General features: G+C 70.9%; 13 protein-coding genes. 4 read left to right on the forward strand and 9 right to left on the reverse strand.

Annotated elements, in window-relative coordinates; all coding sequences use genetic code 11:
• The first annotated feature begins 148 nt into the window (after positions 1–148).
• The 4 genes from ABZ374_RS21670 to ABZ374_RS21685 all read left to right on the forward strand — a co-directional run bounded on the left by ABZ374_RS21670 (position 149) and on the right by ABZ374_RS21685 (position 5,712).
• Entirely contained in the window at positions 149–1,444 is a 1,296-nt protein-coding gene (locus ABZ374_RS21670) for a zinc-binding dehydrogenase (RefSeq protein ID WP_360313418.1), read from the forward strand.
• Between the two features lie 57 nt (positions 1,445–1,501).
• On the forward strand, positions 1,502–2,950 hold the full coding sequence (locus tag ABZ374_RS21675) for an APC family permease (RefSeq protein ID WP_360313420.1): 1,449 nt from the start codon (positions 1,502–1,504) through the stop codon (positions 2,948–2,950).
• 259 nt (positions 2,951–3,209) lie between these two features.
• The gene (locus ABZ374_RS21680; protein ID WP_360313422.1) at positions 3,210–4,970 is read left to right on the forward strand and encodes a Cys-Gln thioester bond-forming surface protein; all 1,761 of its coding nucleotides are present in this window, start codon (positions 3,210–3,212) and stop codon (positions 4,968–4,970) included.
• Positions 4,971–5,316: 346 nt separating this feature from the next.
• Positions 5,317–5,712: a RidA family protein gene (locus ABZ374_RS21685; protein WP_360313424.1), complete on the forward strand. Its 396-nt coding sequence runs from the start codon at positions 5,317–5,319 to the stop codon at positions 5,710–5,712.
• Positions 5,713–5,779: 67 nt separating this feature from the next.
• Here the strand turns inward: ABZ374_RS21685 and ABZ374_RS21690 are convergent, their stop codons facing one another.
• From ABZ374_RS21690 to ABZ374_RS21730, 9 genes are all read right to left on the reverse strand, one after another.
• Positions 5,780–6,631 (reverse strand): fumarylacetoacetate hydrolase family protein, encoded by an 852-nt coding sequence (locus ABZ374_RS21690; protein WP_360313426.1) that lies wholly within the window; start codon positions 6,629–6,631, stop codon positions 5,780–5,782.
• A gap of 49 nt (positions 6,632–6,680) precedes the next feature.
• Positions 6,681–7,742 carry a hydroxyacid dehydrogenase gene (locus ABZ374_RS21695; protein WP_360313428.1) on the reverse strand — a complete coding sequence of 354 codons (1,062 nt, stop codon included), beginning with the start codon at positions 7,740–7,742 and terminating at the stop codon, positions 6,681–6,683.
• Positions 7,726–8,820 (reverse strand): dihydrodipicolinate synthase family protein, encoded by a 1,095-nt coding sequence (locus tag ABZ374_RS21700; protein WP_360313444.1) that lies wholly within the window; start codon positions 8,818–8,820, stop codon positions 7,726–7,728. The genes ABZ374_RS21695 and ABZ374_RS21700 overlap by 17 nt, the downstream gene beginning before the upstream one ends.
• Before the next feature lie 48 nt (positions 8,821–8,868).
• On the reverse strand, positions 8,869–9,933 hold the full coding sequence (locus tag ABZ374_RS21705) for an NAD-dependent epimerase/dehydratase family protein (protein ID WP_360313430.1): 1,065 nt from the start codon (positions 9,931–9,933) through the stop codon (positions 8,869–8,871).
• 35 nt (positions 9,934–9,968) lie between these two features.
• Positions 9,969–10,928 (reverse strand): carbohydrate ABC transporter permease, encoded by a 960-nt coding sequence (locus tag ABZ374_RS21710; protein ID WP_360313432.1) that lies wholly within the window; start codon positions 10,926–10,928, stop codon positions 9,969–9,971.
• 2 nt (positions 10,929–10,930) lie between these two features.
• Positions 10,931–11,836, reverse strand: coding sequence for a sugar ABC transporter permease (locus ABZ374_RS21715; protein WP_360313434.1), 906 nt, complete (start codon positions 11,834–11,836; stop codon positions 10,931–10,933).
• 89 nt (positions 11,837–11,925) lie between these two features.
• A complete protein-coding gene (locus tag ABZ374_RS21720) occupies positions 11,926–13,185 on the reverse strand; it encodes a sugar ABC transporter substrate-binding protein (protein WP_360313436.1) in 1,260 nt (419 codons plus the stop codon).
• 155 nt (positions 13,186–13,340) lie between these two features.
• Positions 13,341–14,633 (reverse strand): Gfo/Idh/MocA family oxidoreductase, encoded by a 1,293-nt coding sequence (locus ABZ374_RS21725; RefSeq protein WP_360313438.1) that lies wholly within the window; start codon positions 14,631–14,633, stop codon positions 13,341–13,343.
• Positions 14,634–14,701: 68 nt separating this feature from the next.
• On the reverse strand, positions 14,702–16,347 hold a 1,646-nt coding region (locus tag ABZ374_RS21730; protein ID WP_360313440.1), incomplete at its 5' end, for a peptidase C14.

Raw genomic sequence — 16,347 nt, forward strand, 5'->3', positions numbered from 1 at the left:
TTCAGCGCACCGTTCCGCGACCGCCGAGCGGTCCGTAAAGGTTCGGATTCACCCTGCTCGGGGGTCTTTACGCCACGAGTTTACTCCTGTAAAACCTTGACGAAAGTTTAGCGCTACTAAACGCGACCTCGTCCAGCCAGGAGCAGCCATGAGCACCATCCCCTCCCCGGCACCCGCCGACCGCGTCCGCGGCGTGGTTCTGCGCCCCGGCAACGACCTGACCATGACCGATCTCGTGCTGGCCCCGCCCGGCTCCGGCGAGGTCGAGGTCGCGGTGGTCGCGGCCGGCGTGTGCCACTCGGACCTGCACGTGGTGCGCGGCGAATGGGACGTGCCGATGCCGGTCGTACTGGGCCACGAGGGCTCCGGCGTGGTGACCGCGCTCGGCCCGGACACCGAGGACTCGGGCCTGGCCGTCGGCGACCACGTGGTGCTGTCCTGGGTGCCGGCCTGCGGCGCCTGCCGCTACTGCCTCGCCGGCCGGCCCGCCGCGTGCTCGCTGGTCGCCGAGGTGGTCGCGCCCAAGGGCGTGCTGTACGACGGCACCAGCCGACTGAGCTCGACCGACGGCGAGCAACTGCACCACTACCTGGGCGTGTCCTCGTTCGCCGACCGGGTGGTGGTGCCCGCCTCCGGCGCGATCAAGGTGCGCAAGGACGCGCCGCTGGACGCGCTGGCCCTGGTCGGCTGTGCGATCGCCACGGGGGTGGGCGCGGTCCGCAACACCGCGGGAGTGGAGGCCGGCGCGACGGTCGCGGTGATCGGCTGCGGCGGCGTGGGGCTCTCCTGCGTACAGGGCGCCCGGCTGTCCGGCGCGGGCCGGATCGTCGCGGTGGACGTGGTCGCGGACAAGCTCGACCTGGCGCGCACGCTGGGCGCCACCGACACCGTCGACGCGAGTGCGGTCGACCCGGTGGCGGCGCTGCGCACGTTGGTCCCGGAGGGCCTGGACTACGTGTTCGACGCGATCGGCAAGATCGCCACCACCGAGCAGGCCATCGCCGCGCTCGGTCAAGGTGGCGCGGCGGTGATCGTCGGCCTCCCGCCGACCGGCAGCACCGCCCGCTTCGACCCGCTCGCGTTGGCCGAGGCCGACCAGCGCATCCTCGGCTCGAACTACGGCTCGGTGGTCGCCCACCGCGACATCCCGGTGCTGGTCGACCTGGTGGTCGGCGGCTTCCTGGACGTCGAGTCGATGATCTCGGCCCGGCGTCCGCTGGAGGAGGCCGGGGACGCCCTCGCGGAGCTGAACGAGGGCCGCGCCCTGCGGCAGTTGCTGATCACCGGCTACCGGCCGGCGCCCCACGACCCGGCCGAGGCCGGCGTGGCCGGCTCCGACTCGGCGGCCTACGACGCGTACACCGCGTACGTCGCGCCCCGGTCCGCCTCCGGCTCCACCAAGCACGCCCCGTCCGCGTACGACCCCACCAAGCGCGAGGGCTGACCGATGACTACTCTCACCCCAGGCAATTCGGCCGGAAAGTCCGGAAAGGCAGCACCCGTGCCCGCATCCGCAGCCTCGCTCCCCTCCCCCGGCGCCCACTCCGGCCCGCCCGACGACGGCCTGGCCCGGCGCAGCGTGACCACCTTCGAGGTGGGCGCGCAGAGCGTGGCCAACGTCGCGCCCAGCGCGGTGATCGCGTTCGCGCCCGCGAGCATGGCCGCGTCCGCGGGCAACGGCGCGTGGTTCTCGTTCTTCCTGGCCATGGCCGCGGTGCTGGCGATCGCGTACTGCATCTGCGTGTTCGCCCGCCGCCGGGCCGGCACCGGCTCGCTGTACGCCTTCACCCGGCTCTCGCTCGGACCGGCCGGCGCGTTCGTGACCGGTTGGGCGCTGCTGATCGGCGCGGTGTGCATCGGCTCCGGCTCGCTCGCGGGCGCCGGCTACTACACCGGCCGGGCGCTGGACGGAATCGGCGTGGGCGCCTTCACCGGCGTGGCCGGTCAGGTGTTGCTCGACGTGTTGCTGGCCGCCATCGCGGTGCGGTTGACCATCGCGAGCGTGCGCACCGCGGCGCGGGTGGCGGCGACGTTGGAGGTGATCTCGATCGTGCTGATCGTGGTCGTGCTCCTCGCGGTGTTCTTCAAGAGCGGCAACGACCTGTTCGACACCGACCAACTCACCCTGAGCGGCAGCACCCTGGACGGCGTCGTGTTCGCGGTGGTCCTGGGCGTGCTCGGCTTCGTCGGTTTCGAGGGCGCGGCCTCGCTGGGGGCGGAGGCGACCGACCCGTACAAGGCGATCCCGCGTGCGGTGATGGGCAGCGCGCTGCTGGCCGGGCTGTTGTACATGTTCGCCACCTACGCGCAGGTGGTCGGCTTCGGCGGCCCCGACGGCCTGGTGGCCAGCGCCGACCCGATGGACGAGTTGGCCGAACTCTCCGGCCTGGGCTTCCTGAAGTTCTTCCTGCACGCGGGCTTCGCCGCCTCGTTCCTGGCGGTGGTGATGGCCTGCGTCACGGTCGCGGCCCGACTGCTGTTCGGCATGGCCAGGGAGGGCGTGGTGCCGGCCCGCCTGGGTCGCGCGCACCCGACGCACAAGACGCCCTCGGCGGCGATCCTGGTCGTCACGCCCTTCGTCGCGATCCCGACGGTGGCGGTCGTGCTCGCCGGCACCAACGGCCTGGACGCGACCACGTACATCGACACGATCGGCGTCTTCGGCTACATGTTGTCGTACGTCCTGGTCTGTCTGGCCGCGCCGCTGTTCGTCCGCAGGACGGGCGCCCGGGCCCTGGCGATCACCTGGGCCCTGGGCCTGATCGGCGCGGCGGCGATGGTCTACGTCTTCTACCGCAACCTGTGGCCCGTCCCGGAATCCCCGCTCAACGTGCTGCCGTACGTCTTCGTCGGCGCCCTGGTGGTGGGCATCGCCGGCTACGCGGTCCTGCGCGCCCGCGACCCGGAACGCGCCGCCCGCGCGGGCACGTTCGCCGACGACGCGGCGTAGCCGGTTCCGTCGCGCCCGCCGCCGCCCGCTCGGGGGGCGGCGGGCGCGACGGACGCCCATCGGCATCAAAAACGGCAAATGGTAATCAATGCCCGGATACGCCGCCGGGCGGATTCCGATTCGCGGCCGGATTTCCCTGGACGTGAATTGACTAAACTTCGCGCTACCACGATTCTTGCGTTCGGCGGCCCAGGGGTGGGGATCCCGGTGACAGACCCGGGCAGCGGGGGCCGCCTTTTCGCGAGGAGTCGTTTCTTTCATGCATAAGACGCAGCGGGGTATATCCCGCGTGGCTTCGGCGTTCGTCGCCACCGGACTGGCCGCGGTCGCGGTCGTGGGCCTGGCGCCCACCGCGCACGCGGACGCCGACGCCGGCACCAAGCTCCGCTTCCGCGGTCACGTGGACGACACGGAGGGCTCGGTCCGCCTGAAGGGCTTCCCCTTCGGCGTGCAGACCGAGCTGATGATCCTCAGCCAGGAGCGCCGGGGGACGCCCGAGGTTCTGGTCTACTGCATCGACCTGGACACCACCGTCCAGGACCAGGCGGAGTACCGCGAGGGCACCTGGGGGGAGTCCTGGCTCCAGGACACCGCGAAGGTCGCGAAGATCAACTGGGTGCTGAACAACTCGTACCCCAAGACCGCCGACCTCGACGCGCTGGCCAAGACCGCGGGTCTGCCGTTGCACAAGGGCCGGGGCAAGGACAAGGACAAGAAGTTCTACGACCTCGACGCGGCGGAGGCCGTCGCGGCCACCCAGGCGGCGATCTGGCACTACAGCAACGGTGTCGACGCGAGCAGCAGCAACGACGAGGACGTCAACGCCCTCTACGCCTACCTGACCGGCCCGGCCAACAAGGGTCTGGCCACCGAGCCGGGCGCCGCGCTGGAGCTGTCGCCGACCACCAAGTCGGGCAACGACAGTGACACTCCGGGCGTCGGTCCGATCACCGTCACGACCTCCGGCACCGACCCGGTCGCGGTCAAGCTCGACGGCAACGTCCCGGCCGGCGCCTCGCTGGTGGGCAAGGACGGCAACCCGATCAACACGGCCGCGAACGGCACCGAGCTCTACGTCAAGGCGCCCAAGACGCCGGGCGAGACCAAGATCTCGGCCACCACCAAGGCCGGCATCAACATCGGCCGGGTGTTCCTGGGCAAGAACCGCAAGCACACCCAGACCCTGATCACCGCGGGCTCGCAGCCGTTCTCGGCCAGTGCCTCGGCCCAGGTCAAGTGGTCCCACCAGCCCGTCCCGGTGCCTTCCTCGGCGGCCAAGGAGGACTGCGTCGAGGGCGGTGTCACCGTCACGCTGAAGAACTCCGGTGACGGACCGGCCGACTTCAAGGTCAACGGCACCACGGTGAAGGTGCCGCCGAGCTCGACCAAGACGCACTTCGTCAAGGTCGCCGAGGACACCGACTACACCATCAAGGTGACCGGCCCGGGCAACTACTCGCAGACCTACACGAACAAGCTCGACTGCGTCGAGACGCCGACCGTCCCGCCGACGACGGCTCCGCCGACCAGCCTGCCGCCGGTCAACACCACGCCGCCGACCACGCCGAAGCCGCCCACCACGACCGCGCCGCCGGCCCCGGGCACGTCCGCCCCCGCGACCAGCGCCGCGCCGACCACCTCGGCACCGGCGACCTCGTCCGCGCCGCCGACGAGTGCGGCCCCGACCACCAGCCAGGGCCCGGGTACGGGCGCCCCCGCAACCACGGGCGCGCCGACGACCACGTCCGCCCCCGCGACCTCCTCGGCGCCGCCGGCCACCAGCGCGCAGCCGAGCGGCAGCACCGGGCCGACCAAGCCGATCGTGGAGCCCGGTACCGACGACCCGGCCGTTGTCGTGCCGTGGCTGCCCGTCGCCCCCGCGGGCAAGGGCAAGGACCTGGCCAACACCGGTGGTGACGACTCCGCCACCTTCCTGATCGCCGGTGCGGCCGCCGCACTGCTCGCGGCCGGTGGCGGCGCGATCTACTTCAACCGCCGCCGTGGTCGCCACCAGGTCTGACGCCCTCGACCCGGGCAACCGCACGACCGCTGAACCGGGCCGAGTCACCAGGTGACCCGATCCGATGACAAGGGCTCCGCCGACCCGGCGGGGCCCTTGTCGTTTTCGGCCGGCCGGACGGGCGCGATTCCCATGCGTATTCCTGCGAATGCAATCCGTGCTTTGTCGACAGCACGATTCATTTCCCTGGCGGGCACCGAAACGGCTCGATAATTCGAAAGAACTCGACTGGTACAAGATTGTGACGCGGGCACTCCGACGGCCGCGATTGTCACCGTCGCCGGGAATGATCCGACCCCTGGACGACCTGTACTCGACGACCGTTCGCTTCGGAGGGACCCCGACCATGTCGCACCGCATCATCAACCCCGACGGCCTGCACGACCCGGTGCACTTCGGCTACAGCCACGTCGCCGTGGCATCCGGGGAACTCGTGTTCGTCGCCGGACAGTACGCGTCGGACGCCGACGGCCATGTGAGCACCGACGACTTCGCCGAGCAGGTCGAGGAGTCCTTCGACAACCTGCGGATCGCCCTCGCGGCCGTCGGCCTGGACCTGAGCCACATCGTGCAGTTGCGCACCCACATCGTCGATCACGACTCGGACAAACTGGCCATCCTCGGCAAGGCGATCGGGGCGATCTGGGGTGACGTGCCGCCGACCCAGACGCTCAGCGGTGTCGCTTCGCTGGCCCTGCCGGAGATGTTGTTCGAGGTCGACGCGGTCGCGGTGCGCCCCTGACCCGCGCCCCGACATGCGAAGGCGCCGGCCGGGTGAACCACCCCGGCCGGCGCCGATCACGAACGGGTCAGGCCGGGACCAGGTGCGAGCGCTGGCGCCCCAGCCGATCGATCTCCAGCTCCATCACGTCGCCCGCCGCCAGATACGGGAAGCGCCCGGACAGGGCCACCCCCTGCGGCGTCCCGGTGTTGACGATGTCGCCGGGTTCCAGCACCAGATACTGCGAGAGGTGGTGGATCAGGTACGCCACGTCGAAGATCATGTCGGCCGTGGTCGAGTCCTGCCGGATCTCCCCGCCGACCCACGACCGCAGCCCGAGCGTCTGCGGGTCGGTGACCTCGTCGGTGGTCACCAGCCACGGGCCCAGCGGGTTGAACGTCTCGCAGTTCTTGCCCTTGGACCACTGGCCGCCGGACTGTTCGAGCTGGAACGCCCGCTCGGACACGTCGTTGCTGATCGTGTAGCCCGCGACGTGGGCCAACGCCTCCTCGGGCGAGTCGAGGTAGCGGGCTCGGCGGCCGATCACCACGGCGAGTTCGACCTCCCAGTCGGTCTTGACCGCGCCGCGCGGAATCGACACGTCGTCGTAGGGCCCGACCACGGTGTGCGGGGTCTTGTAGAACAGGATCGGCGTGCTCGGCGGCTCGGCGCCGGATTCGGCCGCGTGTGCCGCGTAGTTCTGACCGATGCACAGCACCGCGCCGGGCCGGGCCACCGGTGCGCCGACCCGCAGGCCCGCGACGTCGAGCTCGGGCAGGGTGCCCGCCGCGGCGGCCTCGCGGACCCGCCGGACGCCGTCCGAGGCGAAGAAGGCTCCGTCGATGTCGGCGGTGAGCCGGCCGAGGTCGAAGTGGCGGCCGTCGGCGGCGAACAGTACGGGGCGTTCGTTGCCGGGTTCGCCTACGCGCATCAGGCGCACGGTGGTCTCTCCAGGGGTGAAGGTGTCGGTATGGGAGGTGAAGGAGGGTTCAGCCGACCCGGGTGAGCGCGTCCGGGCCGACCTCGTGGTCGAGCGCGGCGCCGGTGAGGTAGCGCTGCACCTCGGCCAGCACGATGTCGCCCTGCCGGCGGCGGCACTCGACCGTACCGGCGGCCCGATGCGGCGTCAGCAGCACGTTCGGCAACCCCCGGAACGCATGCTCGACGGGCAGCGGTTCCCGGTCGAACACGTCCAAGGCGGCGTCGATGCGACCGGTGGCCAACTCCGCGAGCAGCGCCCGCTCGTCCACCAGCCACGAGCGCGCGGTGTTCACCAGCCCGGCGCCGTCCGCGAGCAGGGCCAACTCGCGGGCCCCGAGCAGGTGCCGGGTCTCCGGCAACGACGGTGCGTGCAGCGCGACGATGCGACTGGTGGCCAGGAGTCGCGGCAATTCGACGAGTTCGACCCCGAGGTCGGCCGCGTCGGCGGCGCTCAGGGTGGGGTCGGTGACCTGTACCCGGGCGCCGAGCGCGCGGACCACCTCGATGTACGCCCGCCCGGTGCGCGACGCGCCGACCACGCCGATCCGGCTGCCGAGGATCTCGTGCCGCTCGGGCGCGACCGAGGCCGTCGCCCAGTCGCCTCCCCCGCGCAGCGCGTGGTCGTAGCGATGGGTTCGGTGCAACAGCGCCAGGGTGAAGGTCAGCGCGACCTCGGCCACCGAGCGGGCCATGCCCTGCCCGGCCTGGGTCACCCGGACCCCGCGGGCGAACGCGTCCGCGCCCACATACGGGGTGATCGCCGCGCCGGTGTGCGCCAACAGCCCGACCCGGGGCGCCGCCGCGAGCAACTCGCCGGTCAACCGCGGCATGCCCCACGACGACACCAGCACGTCCGCCCCCGCCAGGGCCGCCCGCAGCGCGTCGACGTCGGCGGGATCGTCCACCGGCAGCACCTCGGCCAGGTCCCGCAGCCGCTCGGCCACTCCCCCGGGCCCGGCCGGGTCCCGCGCGCCGAAGAACTCCGCGCGCAACCCGGGCGGGACGGCCAGCACGACCGCGGCGCGAGCGCCCGGCCCGGCGGCCCACGTCGGACTAGGCGAGCCAGGCATCGAGGTGCTCCGCCACGAACGCGTCGTCGGTCAGCCACGGATATGCCTTCGCCACCCGGGCGATCTCCTCGGCCTGTCCCGGCGACAAGGTCTCCGCCGGGTCCAGGCACCAGGTCCCGGCCAGCAACCCCTGCCGGCGCAACACCTCGTGCACGCCCGCGATGCAGCCGCGGAAGCCGCCGCGCACATCGAAGACCGCCGAGTTGGCGTCGGTCAACTCGGGTGCCTGACCAAGCAGTTCGACCATCATGCGGTGATCGCCGGCGCGCGCCCGGCGGACCCGGTCGAGCAGCGTGACCGCGCTGGAGGTCCAGACCGCCCACTGGCCGAGCAGCCCGCCGGCGAACCAGCGCGGCCGGTCGCCGGCCCGATACGGGGTCAGCAGGTCGGTGATGATCGCGTCGTCGTTGCCCGTGTACAGCGCGACCTCGTCGGCCCGGTCGGCGTCGGCCACCGCCGCGAGCACGTCCGAGGTGCGATAGCGGTCGAACGGTGCGATCTTGATCGCCGCCACACTGGGAATGTCGGCGAACGCGCGCCAGAACTCCGGGGTGAGGAACCGGCCGCCCACCGCGTCCTGGAGGTAGAAGCCGATCACCGGCAACACCTCGCCGACCGCCCGCGCCCGGTCCAACAGGCCCTGTTCGTCCGCGCCCGGCACGGCGGGACTGAGCAGCACCGCGTCGTAGCCGAGCGAGGCGGCGAGTTCGGTCTCGGCCACCGCCTGCGCGGTGTACCCGCAGGCGCCCGCCACCCGCACCACCGGGCGGCCCGCCTCACGCGCGACCGTCTCGGCGGCCAGCTCCAGCACCGGCCGGAGCAGCCCGACCTCGGGCCGGCGAATCTCGAACTGCGTGGTGTGTACGCCCACCGCCAGGCCGCCCGCGCCGGAGGCGAGGTAGTAGCGGGTCAGCGCCCGCTGCCGACGCTCGTCGAAGCGGCCCTCGGCGTCGAGCGCCAGCGGGTGCGCGGGAATCACGGTGCCTTCGAGCAGCAGTTCGATCGGCGTGCGCGGGCCTGCCGCCGCGTCGGTCGAGCCGACCGCGTCGAGCCCACCGGCCGGATCGACCGGGTCCATCGAGCCGACCGGACTCGGGTTGTCCGTTGCGGAGTTGATCACGATGCCTCAGAACTTTCCGTCGCGAACCTGGAACTTGGTGGCCTTGCCGGACAGCGGATACCCGCGCCGGATCCAGTCCGCCTGCCAGGCCACGAGTGTGCGCAGGGGGACCTCGGGATAGCCGAACAACTCGTGGCACAGACTCGCGTCGGACAACAACGCGCTGCCCGACTCGGCTCCGGTCACCATCGCCTCCCGGCCGAACTCGGTGCCGAACATCGCCGCGAGGCGTCGTACGGACGCGGTCTCGGGGCCGGTCAGGTTCACCGTGAACGGTGTGCCCGCGTGCCCGAGCGAGCGCAGCGCGACCTCGTTGGCGTAACCCTGCCACACCACGTTGGCCTGACCCGTCGTCACATCCACCGGTGCGCCCGCGTGTACCGCCGCCGCGATGTCGGCGAGCACGCCGTAGCGCAGGTCCACCGCGTAGTTGAGCCGGATCAGCGCGACCCGGGTGCCGCGCGTGGTGGCCGCGTGGGTGAACACCCGCTCGCGGCCCAGGCACGACATCGCGTACTCGCCGACCGGCCCGACCGGGTCGCTCTCCACGCTGCCGCCGGAGCCCGCGTCCACCAGCGGGTACACATTGCCGGTGGAGAACGCGGCGATCCGCGCGTCGGGGTAGCGGCGGGCGATCCGGTCCGGCAGCGCGGCGTTGACGGCCCACGCGTGCTCGGGGGCGCCGGCCGAGCCGAACTTGGCGCCGACCATGAACACCACGTTGCCCGCGTCCGGGAGTTCGGCCGGGTCGCCGGTCATCAGGTCGAACGCGACGGTGTGCACGCCGTCGGCCTCCAGCGCCTTCGCCGCCGCCCGGTCCGACCAGCGCGAGACCGCGTACACGCGCGCGTCGGCGCGTCCGCCCGCGTCCAGCGCACGGCGGGCCAGCCGGCACAGACTCGGGCCCATCTTGCCGCCCGCGCCGAGCACGACCAGGTCGCCGTCGAGTTCGGCCAGGTCCGCGATCAGCGCCGCGGACGGGGTCGCGAGGAGTTCCTCCAACGCGGCCTCGCCGTCCGGGAAGGCGAGTCCCGCGGGTGTGCCCTTCGCTTCGGCCACAGCTACAGCCACCTCTCTCCTGACGGATGATCAGCCATGACGGGTGATCATCCCTTGATTCCGGTTGCCGCCACGCCTTCGGTGACGTAGCGCTGGCCCACCAGGTAGGCCATGAAGATGGGCACGAACGCGACCACGGAGCCTGCCAGGACCACGTTGAGCGGCACGTTCTGCTGTTGCAGGGAGGCGATGCCGACGGTCAGCGTGCGCATGTCGGTGCTCTGGCCGACGATCAACGGCCACAGGAAGTCGTTCCAGTGCCACAGGAAGACGAACGTGCCCAGCGTGGCCATGATCGGCTTGATCAGCGGCAACACGATCCGGACGAAGATCTGGAACTCCGAGGCGCCGTCGATCTTGGCCGCCTCGAACAGCTCGTCCGGCAGTCCCTGGATGAACTGCCGCATCAGGAACACCGCTTGCGCGTTGGCCAGCGAGGGCAGGATCAGGCCCCAGTAGGTGTCGACGCCGTTCATCTTCGCGATCAGGACGAACGTCGGGATCATCGTCACGTGGTACGGGACCATGACCATCGACAGGAACGACCAGAACATCGCCTCGCGGCCGGGGAAACGCTTCTTGGCGAACGCGTAGCCGGCCAGCGCGGAGAGCAGCAGCGTGCCGAGCACGCCGACGATCGAGTAGATGAGCGTGTTGATCAACCACTGGGGGACGTCCTGCGAACCGAGGACGTCGCTGTAGGCGCTGGTGGTCAGGTTCCACGGCAGCAGACTGCCCGGGAACTCGACCGCGCCGGACGGCTTCAGGGACAGCACGACCATCGCGTAGAACGGGAAGATCGTGGCCAGCGCGACCACCCCGAGCAGCACGCCGCGCAGCACCTTGCCGCGTCGGGTGCCGCGCAACGCGTGCGGCACGGTGTCCTGTTCGCGGCTGCCGGCGGAGCGGTCGCGGCGCAACCGCAGGCGGGCGCGCGGGGGTTCGTGCTTCGCCGTCACGATCGGCGGCGGCGTGCTCTCGGTGACCTCGTGGGTATCGAGGGACATGGTCACTTCTCCTTCCCGATCACCAGGCGCTGGATGATCGCGACGATGAGCGTCAGCACGAACAGGGCCAGGCCGATCGCGCTGGCGTAGCCGAGATCGAAGTACTTGAAGCCGGCGTCGTAGAGCTGGAACACCAGCGTGTAGCTGGCGTTCGCCGGGCCACCGCCGGTCATCACGTAGACCGCGTCGAAGACCTGGAAGCTGGCGGTGGTCTCGATCACGGCGAGGAAGAACAGCGCGGGCTTCAGGCTCGGCGCGATGATGTAGCGAAAGCGCTGCCAGGGGCCGGCGCCGTCGGTGAGCGCGGCCTCCTCCAGCTCGCGCGGCACGTTCTGCAGGCTGGCCAGCAGGATCAGCATGCCGTAGCCGAACCGCGACCAGATGCCCACGATCGCCAGCGCGGGCACCACGAACACGTCGTCGGCCAGCCAGGATCCGGTGTGTCCGCCGACCCAACTCATCACCGTGGACCACGGGCCGTCGGTGGAGAAGATCCAGATGAAGACGGTGGAGGCGAGCACCAGGCTGGTGACCACCGGGAGGAAGAAGATCGAGCGGAACAACTTCGAACCGCGGAAGGCGCGTCGGGTCAGCAGGGCGAGCCCGAGCGCGGCGATGATCGTGCCGGGCACGGTGATCACCGTGTACAGCACGGTCACCTTGAGCGAGGACCAGAAGACCGGGTCGTCCCACAGGCGGGTGAAGTTGTCCAGGCCGGTGAACTTCGGCGAGTCCATCAGCGAGTAGTCGGTGAAGCCGAGCAGCACGCCGGCGATGCTGGGGCCGAAACGGAACAGCACGAACAGCACGAAGGCGGGCAGGACGAACAGCAGCCCGATTCGGGCCTCGCGGCGGGCGTGCGGCCCGCGTCGGCGGAGCCTGCGGGGTTGTTCCGCGACTGCGGCCACGGGGACCTCCTTGGGCTGAAGAGCGGATGGATGGGACGGGAAGCGGGGGCGGGGTGGGCGGCCCGGACGAACCGGGCCGCCCACCGGGGTCAGCGCGCGAGCAGCGCGTTCGCCGCCTTGGCCGCGTCGTCGAGCGCGGCCTTGGGGCTCTTGTTGCCGATCAGCGCGGCCTGGATCTCGGGCGCGAGCACGCCCATCACGTCGCGCGACTTCTCCTTGAGCGGGCCGGCGCTCATCACGTCGAGCGTCTTGGCCACGTCGGCCTGGAGCTGATTGCCGGGGTAGGGGTCGGCGGCCGAGGTGCGGGCCGGGAAGTAGCCGTTGGACTTGACCAGCGCGAGGCTGTTCTCCGGCTTGGCGACGAAGGAGATCCACTTGCCCGCGGCGTCCTTGTTGGCGCCCTTGAGCATCGCGAACGAGCCGACCGTGCCGTAGCCCGCGGACTTGGCGTCCTTGAGCGGCGGCAGCACGACGGTGTTGTCCTTGCCCCAGAACTTGTCCACGTCGGCCGGGGTGTTCTGCCAGGTGCAGGCGACCTTGCCCTTGGCCACCGGGGTCTGCTCCAGCTTGGGCGTGGTGGTGACCTGGTCCTTGTCGGTGTAGCCCTTGTCCACCAGGGTCTTGAGGTAGCTCAGCGCCTTGACGCCGGCCTCGGAGTTGAACGCGACCGACTTGCCGTCGGCGGCGAACACGTCACCGCCCGCCTGCCACAACATCGGGTACCAGGTCAGGTTCAGCGTCTGCTGGGTGTCGCCGCTGTAGCTGGTGGCCTGGTAGCCCTTGTCCTTGAGCTTCGGCGCCAGGTTGAGCAGGTCGTCCCAGGTGGCCGGGTAGTTCGTCTCGCCGATCGCGGCGAACACCCGCTTGTCGCAGATCAGCGGGTTGGCGCTCATCAGCAGCGGGGTGGCCATCGGCTTGCCGTCCACAGTGACCGAGTCGAGCGCGGCCTTGCGGTAGTCCGCCTTGTCGGCGGCCGGCATGTACTCGTCCGCGGGCACCAGGCTGCGCTGGTACTTGGGCAGCTGGTCCGGCACCAGGTAGACCACGTCCGGGCCCTTGTTGGCCGCGATCGCGGTGGCCAGCGCGGTGTCGCGGTTGGCCCACGGGTAGGTCTCGACCTTGACCTTGTAACCCGGGTTGGCCTTGGCGAAGGCGTCGGTGAGGCCGGCCCAGTACTCCTTGTTCTTCGCCTCGTCGGCGATCACCGGGTACATCCACGTGGTGATCGACTTGCCGCCCGAGCCGGGCCCGGAGGAGCCGCCGCACGCGGCCAGGCTCACGGTGAGGGCGGTCGCGAGCACCGGGAGGGCGATCGCGCGGACGGTACGCGGACGGATGTTTCTTCTCATGAGGGTTGCTTCTCCTGACAGCGGGGTTTGACGGGGTGTCAGTTCAGGGGCCGAGGCGGTGGACCGGCCGCTCGCCCACCGCCGGAAGGCGGCGAGGGCGGGACGGCACGAGCGGCCGGGCCGGCTCGGGGGCTGCCCGACGGGGCGGGGGTCGCTCAACTCGCGGGTACGACCACGGTGTTGCCGCCGTGTCGGGAGCGTTCGACGGCGAACGCGGCGAGGTGGCTGCCGAGCGAGTCGGCGCCGTCGGAGCGGATGTGCGCCCGGTCGCCGGTGGCCAGCGCGGTGACGAACGCGTCGATCAGCGCGGTGTCGCCGCCGCCGTGTCCGTCCGCCGCGTTCGACCCGGAGGCACCCGCGTCGTGGGTGACCACCTTGTCGTCGGCGAAGGTGTGCACGGTGACCCGCTCGCCGTCGCCGCGCAACCAGCCGTGGCTGCCGAAGATCCGCACCTGACGGTGCGTCTGCTCGGTGAACGCGGTCATCGTGAAGGTCGCGGTGATCCCGCCGGACAACTGCATCGCCACCACCTGGTGGTCCACCACGTCGTTGTCGCAGTGGTAGACGCAGCGCCCGTACGGACCTTCACGCAACGCCCGGACCAACTCGGCCTGATCCTGCGGTCCGTGCGCCGCGTCGGTGACGTGGTTGATCGGCCACGCGTCGCCGGTCTTGCGCAGCGCCGGGAAGTAGAGCTTGGGTCCCGAGTACGGGCAGTCGGGTTCGACCGCGCAGTCCAGGCAGTTGCGTGCCGAACCCGCCGGCGCGTTCTCCGGCTTGAAGTGCGCGAGGCCGCCGAAGCTGGCCACGGTCTCGATCCGAGCGCCGGTGACGTAGCCGATCCAGTCCAGGTCGTGCGAGGACTTGGCCAGGATCATCGGCGAGGAGTCCGCCTCCCGGCTCCACGGACCGCGTACATAGGAGTGCGCGTAGTGCCACCAGCCGACCGGTTCCAGCAGGTCCAGGCTGACGATCGAGCCGAGCACGCCGGAGTCCAGCACGCCCTTCACCAGGTCGGTGTAGGGGGTGTAGCGCAGCACGTGGCAGACCGCGAACGGCACACCGGCCTCGGCGACTCCCTCGATGATCCGCCGGCAGTCCGCCTCGGTGGCGGCCATCGGCTTCTCGGTGAGGATCGCGTAGCCGGCCCGGGCCAGCGCCAGGATCGGCTCCACGTGTTCGCGGTCCTGGGTGGCCACGATCACCGCGTCCGCGATCCGCTCGTCCAGCAGTGCCCGCCAGTCCTCGAACTGCACGCTCGCGCCGGACGCCTGCCGGGCCGAGGCGCGCGGGTCGGCCACCGCGACCAGTTCGGCGCGGTCGGGGTGCCGATGGATCCAATCGGTGTAGGTCAGGCCCCGGTTGCCCGCACCGACGAGCGCGATCCGGACGGGTCGGTCGGTGCCGGCCGGTGGGCCGGTGTTCGTGGTCAAACTGGCGGCGGTCATGGTGCTTCCCGTGGTGCGAGGGGTGACTGCTGGTACGAGCGGGCCGCGGGCCCGGGGGTGACGACGAGTCAGAGGAGTTGGTTGCCGGCGGTGTGCGCGACGCGCGGGCCCTCGTCGGGCAGTGCGGTACGCGTGACGCCGTCCTCGACGCAGCCGCTGTGCAACAGCGCGCTGCTCCCGCCGAAGGCAGCGCCGGTCAGTTCGAGCCGACCGCCGACGAACGTGTTGCCCGCCGCGCGGTAGCGGTTGGGCCCGTCGGTGACCAGCACGTGTGCCGTGGCCGGGTCGGCGGTGGTGGACACGCAGCCGTCCAACTGCCAGGAGACCGTCCGGGCGCCGCCGGTGCGCGACAACAGCGCGCGGGCCGCGTTGGTGCCGCCGAGTCGGGTGCGTGACAGGGCCACACCCTGATCGCCGGTGCCCGCCAACCGCAGCCCGGTATCCCGCAGTTCGCCGCCCGAGACGGTCAGGGCGGCGCCGGTCACCGTGGTCGGTGCGGCGCCGGGGGTGCCGACCAGCGTGCAGTCGGTGAGCACGAGTCGACCGGCGTTCTTCAGGCTCGCGTTGTCCAGGCCCTTGAGGGTGACCCGGTGCAGGTGCAGTTCGCCGCTCACGTTGGCCTGGGTGATCTCGGCGTCCTTGCCGAGGGTGAACGTCGAGTCGGCGATCACGTTGGCGCGCTGCGAGCGGTTGGACGCCTGCGACACGATCAGCGGTCCGGACGCGGTGCAGCCGCGGATCTGTACGCCGTCGGCGTTGACCCACAACATCCCGGAGCCGGCCAGCGCCGGCTTCCCGATCACCTGCATGTCCTCCAGGGTCAGATCGGTGATCTTGACCCGGGCCACGAACCACGAACACACGTGCTTGCGCACGGTGATGCGCTTGGCCACCGAACCCCACGCGGCACCGGAGTTGGCGAAGGTCATCAGTCCCGAGTTGCCGGTGTAGACGAGGTCGTGCTCGAACTGACCGTGCGTCACGAACGGGCCCTGGTCGTCGCCGTCGCCGTGACAGTTGGTCACGTAGCAGTAGGCGGAGGCGGTCAGGTCGTTGAGATGCCGGCTGTTCGCGACGTGGCAGTCCTCGACGTGCCCGTACAGGCAGTAGATCTGCTGGGTCAGGTAGCCGGCGCCGCCCCACGTGACGCTGGCCGGGTTCTTCAGCGTGCACGCCCGGGTGCGGTAGTGGGTGCACCAGCGGCGCATCACCACCGGCCAGAACGTGCCGATCGCGTCCACGTGTTCGACGTCGCAGTGGATGGTGTACTCGTAGGCGATCGGGTGCGATCCGGTGTACTGGTCGCCGTCCTGGATGCCCTGGAAGACCATGTTGCGCACGTGGGCGCGATCCACCGGTTCGATCCTGGTCCAGGTGAAGGTACGGCCGGCGGCGAGGTCCCAGCCGATCTTGTAGCCGACCCGGATGTGCGTCGCGTCGACGAGCTGGGTGATCTCGACCAGGCGCTGCACCTCCTGCTCGTACTTGCCCTTGCCCGGCTCCGGGTCGATGGTGACCGCCCACCAGTCGCCGACCTTGAACGCCGCGCTGTCCGGCACCTCGAAGACGTCGGCCAGGTCGGGCATCGGCTGGGACAGCTTGGCCTTGACCACCGTGTCGGTGACGGTGCCCTTGAAGTACAGGACGGCGCCGAAGGGGTTGTCGTGGGTGTTCTTCTCGATGCCGGTGGTGCGGACGGTGTGTCCGCCGAAGT

It is taken from the genome of Embleya sp. NPDC005971, from assembly GCF_040629175.1.
Classification (GTDB): domain Bacteria; phylum Actinomycetota; class Actinomycetes; order Streptomycetales; family Streptomycetaceae; genus Embleya.

Coding starts and splice junctions, on each gene's coding strand:
- ABZ374_RS21695 (WP_360313428.1), bottom strand. CDS start 7,742: ATGCCTGGCTCGCCTAGTCCGACGTGGGCCGCCGGGCCGGGCGCTCGC.
- ABZ374_RS21710 (WP_360313432.1), bottom strand. CDS start 10,928: ATGTCCCTCGATACCCACGAGGTCACCGAGAGCACGCCGCCGCCGATC.
- ABZ374_RS21720 (WP_360313436.1), bottom strand. CDS start 13,185: ATGAGAAGAAACATCCGTCCGCGTACCGTCCGCGCGATCGCCCTCCCG.
- ABZ374_RS21670 (WP_360313418.1), top strand. CDS start 149: ATGAGCACCATCCCCTCCCCGGCACCCGCCGACCGCGTCCGCGGCGTG.
- ABZ374_RS21700 (WP_360313444.1), bottom strand. CDS start 8,820: ATGGACCCGGTCGATCCGGCCGGTGGGCTCGACGCGGTCGGCTCGACC.
- ABZ374_RS21685 (WP_360313424.1), top strand. CDS start 5,317: ATGTCGCACCGCATCATCAACCCCGACGGCCTGCACGACCCGGTGCAC.
- ABZ374_RS21725 (WP_360313438.1), bottom strand. CDS start 14,633: ATGACCGCCGCCAGTTTGACCACGAACACCGGCCCACCGGCCGGCACC.
- ABZ374_RS21680 (WP_360313422.1), top strand. CDS start 3,210: ATGCATAAGACGCAGCGGGGTATATCCCGCGTGGCTTCGGCGTTCGTC.